General features: G+C 71.7%; 15 protein-coding genes and 1 pseudogene. 9 read left to right on the top strand and 7 right to left on the bottom strand.

Translation table 11 applies throughout. The features are described 5' to 3' along the window. The first annotated feature begins 448 nt into the window (after positions 1 to 448). Positions 449 to 949, top strand: a complete 501-nt coding sequence (locus AOK09_RS20125) for a GNAT family N-acetyltransferase (protein WP_055588604.1) — start codon at positions 449 to 451, stop codon at positions 947 to 949. 72 nt (positions 950 to 1,021) lie between these two features. Here AOK09_RS20125 and AOK09_RS20120 read toward each other — a convergent pair whose 3' ends face one another. Beyond that, positions 1,022 to 1,570, bottom strand: a complete 549-nt coding sequence (locus tag AOK09_RS20120; protein WP_055588603.1) for a hypothetical protein — start codon at positions 1,568 to 1,570, stop codon at positions 1,022 to 1,024. A 214-nt stretch (positions 1,571 to 1,784) separates the two neighbouring features. Here AOK09_RS20120 and AOK09_RS20115 point away from each other — a divergent pair, with 214 nt between their 5' ends. The 4 genes from AOK09_RS20115 (at position 1,785) to AOK09_RS20100 (ending at position 7,201) form a co-directional block, all read left to right on the top strand. Further along, positions 1,785 to 2,840 carry a sensor histidine kinase gene (locus AOK09_RS20115; RefSeq protein ID WP_169797053.1) on the top strand — a complete coding sequence of 352 codons (1,056 nt, stop codon included), beginning with the start codon at positions 1,785 to 1,787 and terminating at the stop codon, positions 2,838 to 2,840. Then, positions 2,837 to 3,493: a response regulator transcription factor gene (locus tag AOK09_RS20110; RefSeq protein WP_055588601.1), complete on the top strand. Its 657-nt coding sequence runs from the start codon at positions 2,837 to 2,839 to the stop codon at positions 3,491 to 3,493. The genes AOK09_RS20115 and AOK09_RS20110 overlap by 4 nt, the downstream gene beginning before the upstream one ends. 759 nt (positions 3,494 to 4,252) lie before the next feature. After that, positions 4,253 to 6,520 carry a M4 family metallopeptidase gene (locus tag AOK09_RS20105; RefSeq protein WP_055588600.1) on the top strand — a complete coding sequence of 756 codons (2,268 nt, stop codon included), beginning with the start codon at positions 4,253 to 4,255 and terminating at the stop codon, positions 6,518 to 6,520. A gap of 207 nt (positions 6,521 to 6,727) precedes the next feature. Then, the gene (locus AOK09_RS20100; protein ID WP_055588599.1) at positions 6,728 to 7,201 is read left to right on the top strand and encodes a TIGR00725 family protein; all 474 of its coding nucleotides are present in this window, start codon (positions 6,728 to 6,730) and stop codon (positions 7,199 to 7,201) included. 209 nt (positions 7,202 to 7,410) lie between these two features. Here AOK09_RS20100 and AOK09_RS20095 read toward each other — a convergent pair whose 3' ends face one another. The 3 genes from AOK09_RS20095 to AOK09_RS20085 all read right to left on the bottom strand — a co-directional run bounded on the left by AOK09_RS20095 (position 7,411) and on the right by AOK09_RS20085 (position 8,969). Next, on the bottom strand, positions 7,411 to 7,785 hold the full coding sequence (locus AOK09_RS20095) for a hypothetical protein (RefSeq protein ID WP_055588598.1): 375 nt from the start codon (positions 7,783 to 7,785) through the stop codon (positions 7,411 to 7,413). A 173-nt stretch (positions 7,786 to 7,958) separates the two neighbouring features. Further along, complete coding sequence (locus AOK09_RS20090) at positions 7,959 to 8,477, bottom strand: hypothetical protein (RefSeq protein ID WP_055588597.1); 519 nt, start codon at positions 8,475 to 8,477, stop codon at positions 7,959 to 7,961. 231 nt (positions 8,478 to 8,708) lie between these two features. Continuing rightward, positions 8,709 to 8,969 (bottom strand): hypothetical protein, encoded by a 261-nt coding sequence (locus AOK09_RS20085; protein ID WP_055588596.1) that lies wholly within the window; start codon positions 8,967 to 8,969, stop codon positions 8,709 to 8,711. A gap of 97 nt (positions 8,970 to 9,066) precedes the next feature. Between AOK09_RS20085 and AOK09_RS20080 the strand changes: the two genes are divergently transcribed. Beyond that, positions 9,067 to 9,561 (top strand): GNAT family N-acetyltransferase, encoded by a 495-nt coding sequence (locus AOK09_RS20080; RefSeq protein WP_055588595.1) that lies wholly within the window; start codon positions 9,067 to 9,069, stop codon positions 9,559 to 9,561. A 320-nt stretch (positions 9,562 to 9,881) separates the two neighbouring features. Here AOK09_RS20080 and AOK09_RS20075 read toward each other — a convergent pair whose 3' ends face one another. The 3 genes from AOK09_RS20075 to AOK09_RS20065 all read right to left on the bottom strand — a co-directional run bounded on the left by AOK09_RS20075 (position 9,882) and on the right by AOK09_RS20065 (position 12,054). After that, a complete protein-coding gene (locus tag AOK09_RS20075) occupies positions 9,882 to 10,859 on the bottom strand; it encodes a transposase family protein (RefSeq protein WP_055588594.1) in 978 nt (325 codons plus the stop codon). A gap of 31 nt (positions 10,860 to 10,890) precedes the next feature. After that, positions 10,891 to 11,403, bottom strand: a complete 513-nt coding sequence (locus tag AOK09_RS20070) for an NUDIX hydrolase (RefSeq protein ID WP_055588621.1) — start codon at positions 11,401 to 11,403, stop codon at positions 10,891 to 10,893. A 315-nt stretch (positions 11,404 to 11,718) separates the two neighbouring features. Next, positions 11,719 to 12,054: a hypothetical protein gene (locus AOK09_RS20065; protein ID WP_245687382.1), complete on the bottom strand. Its 336-nt coding sequence runs from the start codon at positions 12,052 to 12,054 to the stop codon at positions 11,719 to 11,721. Between the two features lie 421 nt (positions 12,055 to 12,475). Between AOK09_RS20065 and AOK09_RS39235 the strand changes: the two genes are divergently transcribed. From AOK09_RS39235 to AOK09_RS20060, 3 genes and pseudogenes are all read left to right on the top strand, one after another. After that, entirely contained in the window at positions 12,476 to 13,063 is a 588-nt protein-coding gene (locus AOK09_RS39235; RefSeq protein WP_157875961.1) for a transposase, read from the top strand. 55 nt (positions 13,064 to 13,118) lie between these two features. Further along, positions 13,119 to 13,283 (top strand): annotated as a pseudogene (locus AOK09_RS42285) (glycosyltransferase family 2 protein); the annotation flags it as partial. 20 nt (positions 13,284 to 13,303) lie between these two features. Then, entirely contained in the window at positions 13,304 to 14,374 is a 1,071-nt protein-coding gene (locus AOK09_RS20060; RefSeq protein ID WP_055588593.1) for a hypothetical protein, read from the top strand. Positions 14,375 to 14,551 lie beyond the last annotated feature (177 nt).

The following is a 14,551-nucleotide window of genomic DNA, read 5'->3' as shown; positions in this document are numbered from 1 at the left end:
GGTCGTCCCGTAGTCCGGTTCGCCACCGCCCACTCCGAGGAGGGGGCGTCCGTTGCGTCCGCCCGGACGCCCCCTGCCGGAGGCGAGGCGTCGGGGTCTCGGCCCAGCGGGACTGCGGCTCCCGGCGGCCGGTGGCACTTGGGCGCCATCCGGGCGGGTGCCGTGCCGTCCCGCGTCCGCTTGCCCGCACCGCCCTGGCACCCGTCACCTGTGCGCCCCGGCGCCCCCGCCCGCCGGGGCCTGAGACGGGGAACCCGCGGCCTGCCGCGCAGAGCGCGGAGGCCCTGGCCGCACTGCTGCGCCGGGTCCGAGCACCCGGTACTCGCCGCCGGACGCGGTGCGCGGCGCATGGCGGGCGTGCGCGGAGGAGGAGGGCGTTCGTTGCTGCACCCGGAAGCGGGGTGGTTCGCAGAGTCCGGCACAGCTGTTTGCGTGCCAAGCTCTCGGAATGACGGACGTGACGATTCACTCCCGCGCTGATGGTCACCTGCCGGGCTGCATCGAGGCTCTCGCCTCGGTTCACGCGGCAGATCGCTACCCGGTGCACTGGCCTGCCGATCCCGGAGGATGGCTGACTCCCCGGAACATGCTGGCCGCCTGGGTGGCCGTGGACGGGCCGGAGGTCCTGGGACATGTGGTCCTGGCGCGTCCGGGCGAGGCACTTGCGTCCGTTGTCGGGTTGCCCGCTCGGCGTCTGGTATCCGTCGCGCGGCTCTTCGTCAGCGCTGCTGCTCGCCGACGGGGGACAGCGGCCAAGCTGCTGGAGAGAGCGGTCGACGAAGCGGCAGCCCATGGCCTGAGACCGGTTCTGGAAGTGGAGGCCGGTGCGACCGCGGCCATCAAGCTCTATGAGCGTGCCGGGTGGCGCTGTATCGGCACGTCCGCGGCCGACTGGACCGCGGCCGACGGCCGCATTGCGCAGGTGCGCTCGTATGTCGGCCCCTCCTAAGGAGCAGACGTCGCCTGATGCCGTAGTGGCCGGGGGTGCCCTCGCCGGTGGTGGCGGCCGCTGCTGGACGGCCTACCGGGAGGCGTCCGCCCTGGGTGCCCGGGCGGGGGTGGCGGCCGGCCGGGCTTCGCCGGTGGTGACCCTCCGGCTGCGGACCAGGATGGCGAGCCGGTTGCCGATGACCGGGGCGAGGGCGAGGAACATGATCGAGTCGGCGAAGGCGGCCACGCTGATGTGGTGGTCGAACAGGAACCGGCCCAGGTCCTGGGTGTACCAGTGCTGACACCCGTAGACGAAGAGCTGCCGGAGCGCGGTGATCACCACCCAGACGGCCGCGTAGCCCGCCCCGGCGTCGGTCCACGCCTGGCCGTCGCCGTCGGCGGTGACCTTCACGAAGGCCGACGCGAGGAGGCCGAGCAGTGCTCCGACCACCACGGATCCGATCTCCAGAGCGAGACCGTCGCCGGAGGCGTCCCAGCCGGGCGCCACGAAGGGGACCACCACCGCGGCCGCCACCAGCGGTCGCAACAGGGCGAACAGGGTGACCCGCCGGTGACCCCAGTCCTTGACCAGGACCAGTGCGACGACGGCGAGGCTCACCAGGGTGAGGGCGGTGGACATGGTCGACTCCATTGCCGATACGGACCAGGACGACCACGCTAGGGAGGAAGGGGGGTGGAGATCGTCAGCCCTCCGGGAGGATGTCGGGTTGTAGTCCGTGCCGGCCCGCTGACCCGGGCCTGGGGGGAGCATGGTGTCCGAGGCAGTCGCCGGTTCGCGTCTGTGGTCCCAGAGGTCCGTGCTGTGCGCGGGACTGGCCCTGATGGTGTGGTCCATGACCGCCCGCCCCGGCGGTGCGGGCCTGCACGGCCGGGGACTGCAGATCTCCCTGGCCCTGACCGCTGCGTCCGTCGGCTGGCTCGCCTGGCTGCTGGTCGGACCGCAGGGCGACGCGTCGCTCTTCCGCGTCCTCAGCGCGGTCACCGCCTTCAGCGGGAGCGCACTGCTGCTCCTCCACCCGGCGCTGGCCGTCTTCTGGTTCACCTTCTGGCCGTGCGTCAGCGCCGGAGCCCACCTCCCCGAGCGGGCCGGGGCCGCCGTGACCGGGGGCAGCGTGGTGATCCTGGCCGCCGGCTACCTGGACCACCGCGGCACCGTACTGGCCGGCTTCGCGGCGGTCACCCTCATCGGCTACGTCCTGGGACGCAACCGGAAGCTGCACATCGACGCGGCCCGTGGGGCGACCCTCGCCGCCGACGAGCGGGAGCGCGCGGCGATGCTCGCCGAGCGCGCCCGGATCGCCCGGGAGCTCCATGACGTCCTGGCCCACTCGCTGACCGGTGTCTCCCTGCAGATCGAGTCCGCGGCGGCGGCCCTGGAGGCCGGCGAGGACACCGGCCGCGCGCTGGAGCACCTGTCCAGGGCCGGGCAACTGGTCCGCACGGGCCGGCAGGAGGCCGTCGCGGCGGTACGGACCCTGCGGGAGGGCGAGGTCGCCCTGCACACCATGATCGAGGAGCTGATCGACACCCATCGGGGCCGCGCCTACGCGGCCCGGTTCTCCGTGGCCGGCACACCCGGACCGCTGGACGGCGCGGCGGCCCTGGCGCTCTACCGGGTGGTGCAGGAGGCCCTCACCAACGCGGCCAGGCACGCACCCGGGAAGGACGTACGGGTCGACCTCGCCTATGCGGAGGGGGAGATCGCCGTCCGGGTCGGCAACGCGACCTCACCGGCCGCCTCGGGGGCGGCCGGCGGCGGGCACGGTCTGCTCGGCATGGGCGAACGCATGGCCGCGGTGGGTGGCACCCTGACCGCCGGCCGCATCGACGGCCGTTGGCGGGTCGAGGCGCGGGTCCCGGTCAGGGCCACCGTGCGGGCCGGCGCATGACGCCGCCGGTCCGCGTGGTCGTCGCCGACGACCAGACGGCCGTCCGGGAGGGACTGACGGCCCTGCTCGCCCTGGTGCCCGGTATCGAGGTGGTGGGCGAGGCCGCCGACGGTCATGACGCCCTGGCGGTCGTCGCGCGGCATGCGCCGGACGTGGTGCTGATGGACGTCCGGATGCCGGGTCTGGACGGCGTCGCCGCGACGCAGAAGCTGGCCGCCTCCCAGCCGGGGACCGCGGTGGTGGTGCTCACCAGCCACGCCGACGACGAGACCGTCCTCGCGGCGCTGGAGGCGGGCGCCCTGGGCTTCCTCACCAAGGACGCCGGTCGTCAGCAGATCTCCCGGGCGATCCTGGCGGCGGCGGCTGGTCTCTCCCCGGTGGACCCGGGGGTGCAGGCCCGGCTGGTGGCCGCCGCGCGGTTCGGACGGGCGCCCACCGACCTCCCCGACGGCCTGACCCGGCGGGAGGCCGAGGTGCTCGCCCTGGTCGCCGCCGGCCTGAGCAACGCCTCGATCGCCGGGCGGATGCACATCTCCACCGCCACGGTGAAGACCCACATCAACCGGATCTTCGCCAAGGCCGGTGTCACGGACCGGGCCGCGGCGGTCCAGTACGCCCAGCGTCATGGGTTCACCCGGCCGCCGTCCCTCTGAAGGGGTGCCTCGCGGCTGGCCGGCTCCCGTGCGCGGGGAAGCACAGGCTGGTCGGGAGGGCCGTGCGTAGCTCCTGCCCGCAGAGCGACCGGTCGTTGAGGACGTCTCGACCAGACCGTGGTCCGGGCCGAAGCGGCCGCTGACGTCGGGGGAGGGCTCGGGGGAGCGGGCGACGAGCAGGAGCGGTCTGCCTCCGGGGCGGCCGGGGCTGTCGGTGCAGGCCTCGGCGGGTGCTGGCGTTCCGCAGGCCGGTGCCGTCCGCACTCGGTGGAGGCACCGCTCCTGCAGGCTACGGGCTCGCAGGCCCGAGCATCCCGGTCCACCCGGTCGCAGCGCGGTGTGCGGCGCCCCTCCTCACCCGCGCTCCGCGCACGGCCGCGTGCAGCCCGGCGGTCGGGAGCGGCGCAGGCAGCCTGCCGGAGGGGCGTGCCGCCGTACGGCTTCGGAGGACGACCTGGGCCGGGCCGCGGGCGGGCGGCTGTGCCGCACCGCGGAACACGGCCCGGTGCCGCTGCCCGGGCGGACGGACGTAAGGGCGGGCGGACGACAAGAAATCGACAAGTCCCCACTGCCATGATCGCCCTCGCCATGTACGCGCCGAATGGTTCTCCACTTCGGAAGCGCGGCGGCTCTTTGGCTGATGAATCGTCAACCAATGGCTGAACGAAAGGAACTGCGGAAGTGAACACCTCCAGCAGAAAGGCCTCGGCGTCCCATGGCGCTCGCCGTTCCCGGGGGCGGCGGGCAGCGGTCGCGGCGATGACGGTCGCCGCGGTCGCGGTCTCGGTGTTGCCGGCTTCGGCCGCCGTGTCGGCGGACACCGGAAAGGGCGGGGCTCCGGCGCGTATCGCGGCGGAGCCCCTGCCCGGGGCACGCACCGTCTCCCTGTCGCCGGCACAGCGCCGGCAGCTGCTCGACGAGGCGACCCGGTCGGCGCCGGACACCGCCCGCGCGCTGAAGCTGGGAGCCAAGGAGAAGCTGGTAGCCAAGGACGTCGTCAAGGACGCCGACGGCACCGTCCACACCCGCTACGAGCGGACCTACGACGGCCTGCCCGTGCTCGGCGGCGACCTGGTGGTCCACGACCGGGCCGGTGCCCGCACCACCACCTGGGCCACCAAGGCCGAGCTCTCCCTGCCGACCACCGAGGCCAAGGTTCCCGCGGCCACGGCCAAGAAGTCGGCAATGAGCGCGGCGAAGACCGAGAACACCGACAAGGCCGCCTCGAAGCAGGCGCCCCGCCTGGTCGTCTGGGCACACGGCGGCAAGCCGACCCTGGCGTGGGAGACCGTGGTCACCGGTGTGCAGCCGGACGGGTCCCCCAGCGAGCGGCATGTCATCACCGACGCCGCAAGCGGCACCGTGCTGGAGAACGCGGAGCATGTGGAGTCCGCCGTCGGCAACAGCATGTACAGCGGTACGGTCCAGATCGGCAGCACCCGTCAGGCCGACGGCAGCTACGCCCTGATCGACCCGCAGACCGGCCACCGGACCCTGGACTCGACCAACAACTTCAGTGGCGTCCAGATCACCGGCGACGACGACGTGTGGGGCGACGGGACCGCGGCGGACCCGCAGACCGCAGCCGTGGACGCGGCCTACGGTGCGCAGACCACCTGGAACTTCTACCGCGACCGCTTCGGCCGCAACGGCATATCCGGCGACGGCCGCGCCAGTTACTCCCGCGTCCACTACGAGGCCCAGGCCGGCGTCCCGCTGGCCAACGCCAACTGGCAGGACGGCTGCTTCTGCATGAGCTACGGCGACGGTGCGGACGGTCAGCACCCGGTGACGGAGCTGGACATCGCCGCCCACGAGATGGCGCACGGAGTCACCGCCAGCACGGCCGGGCTTGGAGACAACGGCGAGTCGCCGGCACTCAACGAGGCGATCAGCGACATGATGGCCGCCGCCGTCGAGTTCTACGCCAACAACCCTGCCGACGTGCCCGACTACACCATGGGCGAGCTGGCCGACCTGCACGGCGACGGCAAGCCCATCCGCTACATGGACCAGCCCTCCAAGGCGGGCGTCAGCGCCGTCGGCTACGCGCCTCTGGACTACTGGACCCCCGAGGCGAAGGGCGACGAGCCGCACATGGCGGCGGGAGTGGGTGACCACTTCTTCTACCTGCTCGCCGAGGGCAGCGGCGCCAAGACCATCAACGGTGTGCACTACGACAGCCCCACCTACGACGGCCTGCCGGTGGCGGGCATCGGGCTGACCAACGCCAGTGACGTCGTCTACCGCGCGCTCACCGTCTACATGACCAGCACCACCGACTACGCGGGCTTCCGTACCGCCACCCTCCAGGCCGCCGCCGACCTCTACGGCTCCAAGAGCGACGCCTGGGAGGCAGTCGCCAACTCCTGGGCCGCGGTCAACGTCGGCGCACGCTACATCAACCACATCGCCGTGACGTCGCTGCCCACCGAGCCGGTGGCGCTCGGCCAGCCGGTGAGCCGGCAGATCGTGGCGACCAGCAGCCGGCCCGGCCCGCTGCGCTACTCGGCCAAGCACCTGCCGAAGGGCCTGTCGCTCAACTCGGCCACCGGTCTGATCACCGGCACGCCGAACAAGGTCAAGGACTACGACACCACCATCACCATCACGGACGCGGCCGGGTCCGTCCGTGAGATCCCGGTGGCCTGGAAGGTCCTGCAGTCCGGGGGAGACTTCTTCGTCAACCCCACGACGTATGTGATCTCGATGGGGGGCGTCGTGCAGTCCCCGATGATCGTCACGGGGAAGAAGGGCAACGCTCCGAGTGACCTCAAGGTCTCGGTCGATCTCGACTACGGCTTCAGCAACGCCGAGGTGATCGATCTGATCGCCCCCGACGGCACCGTCATCCCGGTCAAGCCCTGGGGCCCCTGGGGTCTCACGCCCGAGCTGCACGAGACCTACACCGTGGACGCGTCGGCTGTCGCGGCGAACGGCACCTGGCAGCTGCGGGTCACGGACGGCACCCCCGGCTTCTTCGACATCCCCGACGGACACCTCCAGCGCTGGAGCATGACCTTCTGATTCCGGCCCCCGGGCCCCTGATGCCGCCGTGCCCCACCGGGCACGGCGGCATCCGTGCCGTGCGGCGGCAAGGATGCCGGAGAGGCCGGCGCGCGTCGCACACCCGGCCCCCGGGCCTCGGTCTACCGTTCAGCACGGGTGACGGGAGCGGCGGAGCAGCCGCGGCGTCGGGCAGGTCGTCGGCGTGACCACGGGCGGAGGGTCGCAGTGATCCAGGTGGCGGTGTGCGGGCCCGCGGAGTGCAGCGCCGCGGAGGAGACGGCGGCCCGGGAAGTCGGCGCCCTGCTGGCGCGCTCGGGCGTGGTCGTGCTCTGCGGGGGATACGGCGGTGTCATGGCCGCCGCCGCGGAGGGTGCGGCCGGGGCGGGCGGTCTCGTCGTCGGCATCCTCTCCGGGGCCGACAGGTCCGGGGCTTCGCCCTACCTGACCGCCTGCGTCGCCACCGGCATGGACCAGGCCCGTAACAGCATCCTGGTCGGCTCCGCGGATGCGGTCATCGCCGTCGGCGGGTCGTGGGGCACGCTCTCCGAAGTGGCCATCGCCATGCGCCGGGGAGTCAGGCCCGTGGTCAGCCTCGGCGGGTGGCAGGTCATCGACGCGCTGGGCGCCATCGTCCCAGGCGTCGTCCCGGCCGACACCCCGGCGGAGGCCGTACGCCTCGCCCTGGCAGGCCGGGGCTGACACGGCGGGCGGACACCACTCCGCCGTGCGGCGGGCTGTGACGTTCCCGCGGTTGCGTTCGCCCTCATCCGCTCCGGCGTCCGGCCCTCCCTCACGGTCAGCCGTCCCGCGGCCCTCTCCGGATGCGGGTGCCCACCCTAGGGACGGCACCGAGCAGTGGGCCCCACGCTCCCGGACACCGGACCCGCCGCCGTTGCGCCCGGCCACCCTCACAGAGGCGTGAGGACGTCCTGGTGTGCCCCGTCCAGGACGAAGCCGTTGTCCAGCCGGACCCGGACCGTCACCCGGGCCCCGCGCTCCTGGAACGCGGCCCACTGCGGCTCCAGCGCCGCGATCTCCGTCTGCAGCCGCTGCCGGCTCGCTTCCGGCATGGTGTGCCCGTAGTCCTCGAACAGTGCCCTGAGCCGCTGGTACTCGCGGGCCTCCGCGGTCTCCGGCAGTTCACCGTCCACCCGCTCGACGGTGCCTTCGAGCCCGGCTCCCAGCGACAGGAACCCGGCAACGGTCGCGGGGTTCCCGGCGAACGCCTCGCCGATCCCCAGGTCCTCCGCCAGTCTGACGCGCCGGCCCTCCTCCAGGGTCATCCGTCCTCCGTCTCTCGGTCATGTGTGCCGCAGCCGCTGTCGGCTGCGGCAGCGGCCATTATCCGCCGGGCGCGCCAGGCGGCCGGGACGCGGGCCGCCGGATGTGCGCCGGTCCGGCGCGGCCGACCGTCACCGTGGGCATCCGGGGCCTGCGAGCCCTGGACCCGGAGCCTCTAGGGCTGATCCCTGAAGTCGACCGGGCTCCTGGACGTGTCCAACGGCAGCCACGCCGGCCACCACGGAGGCCGGCCGCCGGGGCAGCGCGCGTGCACATACATGCCCTGCTTCGGGCCCACGTTCAGCATCAGGTCGGCCGTGAAGGCCGCACCCAGCAGCAGGATTCCCGCCAGGCATCCGGCCACGGCCCGGACCCCGCGCCGGGGCGCCGGCAGGAACCGCCACGCCAACCAGAAGCCGACCGGGAAACAGCAGCAGTCGAGCAGCAGGAACAGTGGAAAGGTGCCTATCAGGCCGAACCGTGGGGAGTCCGCCGTCTCAATGGCCGGAACCCAGGAGAGGTCCATGCAGTACGACCAGGAGCGTCCGATGACCTCGGTGGCCGCCTCCACGGTCAGCACCCCGAGCATCAGCCCGGCAAGCGGCGGCAGACAACCGACCAGGCAGCCTCCACGGCGTCGTGCCTCCGCCGCGTCCGCCGCGTCCGCCGCGTCCGCCGTCGCTGTGCGGGTCACCCGCTTCTCCCTCCGGCCCGTCGTCTCGTGGAGGGGACGACGACCGGTGCGTGCCCGGTTGCCGAACAGGCCGCCCGAGCCGTGGGCCGAGCGCAGACGCACGGGCACCGCCCGGCCGACGAGAGCCCCGGTGCCGGTCAGGGTCTCGGAGTGACTTCGGTCCGGCGCGTCCGCGGATGCCTCGGCCGTACGCAGAGCTGCCCGCTGCAACGGGAGCAGTGCGGTGCGAGCCTACTGGGGCAGCGTGAACTCGCGACGGCGGAAGAGAAGCAGAATCACCGGACGTGACGCGCCGACGAGTGCCGACTCGGTGTGGTCCAACTGCCAGCCGACGGACTCGACCTCTTCGACGAGGTCCGACAGGTCGGCCAGCGATCCGGCATGGAGGGCGGGCGCCTCCCACACGATCGTGTGGACGCGCTTTCCCGCCTTGTACCGTTCCGCCGCCGCCTGGACGAAGTCCGCCGGAGCGGCCCCCTTGAGAAGCCCCATGCGCGTGATCCTAGTACCGCGGCAGGCCACGTTTGCCCTGGCCTGAGCCGACCCGTGTGCCTTGCGGCCGGCCGAGTGTGATGACAGGCTCCGGCTTATGCCGATCACGGTCAGAGCCGCCGCGTGCGAGGACGTGCCCGGACTTGTCCGCCTGCGTCTCGCGAATGCCGAGAGGCATGTCCAACTCGACCCCTCCGTCTACCGTCTGCCCGATGTCCAGGCTGTCCGTAGGCACTTCGAGGAGGTGCTCTCGGCGGAGTCGAAAGTATTGATCTTCGTGGCGGAGGCGGCAGGCGAGGTGGTGGGCATGGTGGAGGTGGTCATCCTGCCTGATCCCCTGGACCACCAGATCCTGGCTCCTTGCAGCGCGGCCGAGATCCACACCGTCGTCCTGGACGGCCACCGCGGTCAGGGTGTGGGAACGGCATTGCTGGCTGCGGCTGAGCAGGCCGCAGCAGAGCATGGTGTCTCGATCACCTATGCCGGGATCTTCGCGCCGAACAAGGAAGCCGTCCGCTTCTACTCGTCAGCGGGTTTCGGGCCGCGCGGGACCTTGCTGAGCAAGAAGCAGGGCGGGACCCAGGCCGGTTGATGCATCTGCGTGTCGCCGGCAGCTGTGCGACGTCGGCCCGACTGACGACCTTCGGAGGCGTTCGTCTGCGGTGTGCTTCTTCCGCCGGACGGATCGTCTGGCCTGTCACGCCGGCAGCATCGTGCGAAAGGCCGCCCCCAGGCACGTCGACGAGGACCCAGTGCAGTCGATGTCCAGACGAAGCGCCACCCGCAGCCGCGCAGGGCTGGACCGGCCGGAAAGACCGCAGGCCAGCCAACAGCAGCGCAGAAGAAGGGCTTACGACTCGGTCCGCGATTGAGGTCGGGACGTGTCGGCCCGGCGGGTCGGCTGGTGGTTGATCAGCAGGCGCTCTGCCGGGCGAGCACCAGTTCGGTGCTCGGCTTGCGGCGGGTCGCCCGGCGGGCGGAACGGTCCGAGACCAGCGAGGCGATCGCGCGGTGCGTCTCGGCGTAGCCCTCGCGTCGACCGGTGTAACGCTGGAGCGGGCGCCACTGCCTCAGCTCGGCGTTGGCGTGTTCGACGCAGATCCGGGCCGAGGACTGCCGTCGGCGCGCTTCTCGCCACGCGTACTGCTCGCCGAGGGGCGTGTCCTCTTTCGGCTTCTTCGGCGGCGCGCTGACCTGCTCGGGGAACTCGTTGGCCAGGCCCCGGTAGCCCTCCTCGACCTTGGCCTTCACCTGTGAATGAAGCCGGAACTGCTCGGCGATGCCCTCGGTGCGAACGGCGGTCTGGTCGTGCATCCGGCCTGGCCGGTCCGCGCCCGACCACAGCAGACGGCCCTGGCCGTCGCTGATGCTGGTGGTCTTGATGGTGTTCTGCTTCTTCTTCCCGGACACGAAGGCCCGCCGTCCGGGCCGGTAGGCCTTCGGCCGGCGGACCTGCGTCTCGGCGCCGTCGATCCGCAGCGTGATCCCCCCGGCCTCCGCGTAGGCGAACACGTCTGCCAGGGTGCGAAGTCGTACGCCGGGACGGTCGGGGACAGCGAAGCCGCGCGCCGCCAGCAGGGGGCGGATCTCGCCGATGGCACGGGAGATCGTGGAGCGGGCAGTGCCGTACAACTCGGCCAGTGCGGCATGCGGGAGTCCGGTGCGCAGGTGGGCCAGAGCGACCAGTGCCCGGTCGGTGAAGACCAGGTCGTGCTTCGGCCCGGCACCGGTCTGCCGCTGCTGCTCGACACCGCGCCGCTCGCGCAGCGCGGACTCGCATCGAGCGAGCCACGCATTGGCCAACTCTTCGATCAAACCGCCGAGATGTGCACGGGACAGGCCGCAGAAGGCAGAATGGGACAAGGCCGCACGGGCCCGGGCTTGCGTCACAACTTGCCTGACCCGTGCGGCCCCTCTCGCGTCACGGCCCGATCTCGGGCAGGTCGTGGCGACGCGTGAGATAGCGATCGAACGCCTCCTGCCCGTCCGGAATGAAGCGCCACTGCCGCACGGCCTCCTGCAGCTCCGTCTCCGTCAGCCAACCGTGCCAGGCAACCTCTCCCGGGTCAGGCGTCACCTCGCCCGTGATCACGGCCTCATGCACGCCGAGCCAGTACGGGCTGATCGCCCCCCGGCACAGGAACTTGAACAAGAAGCGCACAGGTACATGAATGCCCAGCTCCTCAGCCAACTCCCTGGCTGCCGCCTGCTCATAGGACTCGCCTACGTCTACAGCCCCACCGAACGTCACCTCGTGGTGGCCGGGGAACCGGGACAGGTTTTCGGGCCGCCGATAGACCAACACCCGCCCCTGCTGATCGCGGCAGACCGTCGTCGCGATGCGGTGCAGCCAGCCTCGACGGATGGCCTCACTGCGGTCCACCACCGCCAGCACCCGATCCTGATCGTCTACGCGCTCCACCGGTTCATTCACGGCACCCACGATCGCACGACCCCGTCAGTGCTCTCACTCCTGCCAAGACACACGTTCTGACCGGGCCTCTACAAGCTCCCGAAAGCCACGGCTCCGCTGTCGCGGACCGAGTCGTAAGGGCAGCAGTAGTCCCCGGCCGCGGTGGGCGACCGGGGACTACAGGTGTTCCGACACTCTTGCCGGACTCAGTTGACAGCCTCGGCGGGAGCAGGGCAAACCGCGGCCGAGCGACCGTGGAGGAAGGGCCCTTGCCGTGCGCCCGCAGCGTCCTGGTCAGCGGTTCACGGGCTGACCAGGGCTGCCGACCGCCTGGGCTCAGTAGTACATGAACGTCGGGAGCAGGCCGCCGCCCGAGGCGTTCGGGAGGGTGATGAGCTCTCCGGCGCCGACGCCCGCGCTGTTCGCGACCGAGGCCACGTCGTAGACCGAACCGTAGTTGCCCATCCAGTGCCACGACTTGCTCTGCGCCTGACGAGCGGCGCAGTTCTTGACGAGCTGGATGCCCTGCTTGGCAGTGAGAACCTGGTGGGCGGCAGGTGCGGCACAGGCGGCTTTCGTCCCGGAGGCGTTCACGGCTGTTGCCGGAGCCGCCAGGCCGATCAGCAGTGCGGTGGGAGCGGCCGCCAGGGCGAGAACTCGAAGGTGGTTCATGGGGGTCGACCTCCTGAGAGGGTGGCGTTCGGGTGAATCGAACACCTGAACCATATGAGGCTCGTTTCCGCGTCGGCCATCTGATACGTCCGTTCGGGTGACGGGTCAATCACGAGAGTAGTGAATCGGATGGGCGGGCTTCCCCGGGTCCCCGGAAGTGCACCGGGGCCATCGGTGACGGCGATGGCGGTGGAGCAGTGGCATCCGGGGGTGGCGCTGCTGGGCAGACGGGCTCTGGGACTTGACGGGCTGTGGGACTCTTGTGACCGTCGACCTTTTTCACGCGCGCGGGCACGTGAGTGGCCCCCACGGGCGGGTGCAGCCGCCGATCCAGTCGGGGCCGATCGCGGCTGCCTTCTGTACACCGCCGTCTCTCTTCGCCCCCGGAACCGGAACCGACCACCACGAGGTTGCCGTTGCCGTGGACCTGCTCGCCGGCGAGGACCAGCCCGTGGACGTCTTCGGCTGTACCGCCTACTTCACCGGCGTGACCCGCCATGCCCTCGCCCGAGCAGGCCACCGGCTGTTCCTCAAACCCGCACCACTGCGGGCCGCGGTGCCCGGCGGGTTCACGCTGGACGACTTCGCCGTCAATACCGCCGGCAACACGGTGAGCTGCCCCGCCGGACACACCGCCGACCTGGCCCAACCCCGCGGCCGCCACAACCAGCGCGCGGCCAGCTACAGCGATCTGTGCACCGGATGCCCCCTGCGCGCACGGTGCACGAAAGCCAAGGCCGGGCGCGCAGCAGCCCCTCAGGTCCGCGCGTTCGGCGCAGACCCGGTCGTACTCGGCCGCACGGGCTGCCCCCCCACAGCGTCGGCATCATCGCCCATACATGTCACCGTAGTCGTATCAGGGGTGGGGCCGGTACTGGATCTGCTTCAGGCTGCGCTTGACGGCCCTGGCCACCTGGTCGAGGTCGACGGCCGTGGTATCCCGCTCAAGGTGATCACTGTAGTCGCCGAGACGGAGGGGGGACATAGGGTGACCTCCTGTGGTCAATAGTGGGTTCACCCGGGGGCTACCATCGCGGCAACTGGCCCCGAGGAGCGGAGCGTTCGTGGGAGACCTGCGTATCGGCGTCGCCATCCTGACGATGGGTAATCGGCCCGCCGAGCTGACCCGGCTGCTCGACTCAGTCGCCGTGCAGAGCACGCCCGCGGCGCGGGTGGTGGTCGTCGGCAACGGCTCGCCGCTGCCGCCCCTCCCCGACGGGGTGACCGGGCCACCCTCACGGCCGCCCTGGTGCCGGCCATCGGCGGGGACCTGCTCAACTCCTACCAGGTGGACGAACACACCACCTGGGCCTTCGGTATGCACCGGGGCGACGGGCAGCCCCAGACGCCGCTGCTGCTGAGCAGGGACGACCAGGACGGGAAGGGCTGGCGCGAGGTGCAGCTGCCCGCCTACTCCGGCGACCCCACCGAACTGCACGGCGCTGCCGCGGTGCCGGGATCGGAAGGCGGTGACGCCTGGCTGGTCGGCATGTCCGACAGCGTCAACCTGCACGGTCTGCTCACCGAGCACTGGGACGGACAGTCCTGGAGGACCGTGACCGCCCCGCTCCCGGCGTCGAGCGAGTTCGGCAACCTCACCTCGGTGTCCGCCGTCGCGAGCGACGACGTGTGGGCCGTCGGCTGGGCCGACGTCGTCGACAGCGAGATCCCCGACCCCGACAAGCCGGGCGGCACCATCGTCACCGAGCACCGGGAGGGTCTGGCGGAGCACTGGGACGGTTCGTCGTGGAGCCGCGTCGACATGCCGGACCAGGCCGGCTTCTTCGCGATCAGCGTGGTCACCCGAGGCGCGCACGACATCTGGGTGGCCGGTTACACGTCGGGGGACGAGCCCGCGCTGATGCACTACGACGGGCGCACCTGGACCTCCGTGCAGTTGCCCAGGACCGGGTTCTACGGCGAGATCCACAGTGTGGTGGCCGACCCGGACGGCACACTGTGGGCGGCCGGACGCACCCTGCTGACCGGCAAGGACACCGGCCACGCCCTGCTTCTGCACCTGGTCGGCGGCCGCTGGACCAAGGTGGAAACCCCCTCGGGGCTGCGCCTGATCAACAGGCTGGTGGCCACCCCCGCCGGCGTGACCGCGACCGCGGAGGACCGTGCCACGGGCGGCATGTCCGTGACGCGGCTGGCCGGCGGCGACTGGACCCCGCTGGTCCTCCCGTCGGCCGGGGGACAGACCCTCTGGATCAACGGCCTGTCCGTCGCCCCGTCCGGCCGGCTGGACGTGGTCGGTGCCGTGGCCGTGGATGCGGACGGCACCCGGACGGTGTTCGCTGCCACCGGGGACCTCTGACGGTGTTCCCTTTCCGCTGGGCAGGATCCCCATCGTGATAGCCGAGCCCACGCCAACGGAGATCGTTCCCGCGTTCAGGTAAGCGGCCGCTCACGACCAGCAGCGGGAAGCTCCCGTGCATTGATCGGTCCGAGGATGCGCCAGAAGCGCAGCCGCCGCGGCCGGCCGCGTGATCGC

It is taken from the genome of Peterkaempfera griseoplana (assembly GCF_001418575.1).
Taxonomy (GTDB): domain Bacteria; phylum Actinomycetota; class Actinomycetes; order Streptomycetales; family Streptomycetaceae; genus Peterkaempfera; species Peterkaempfera griseoplana.
The sequence above is the reverse complement of the archived record's forward strand: the minus strand, read 5'-3'. Positions and strand labels throughout refer to the sequence as shown.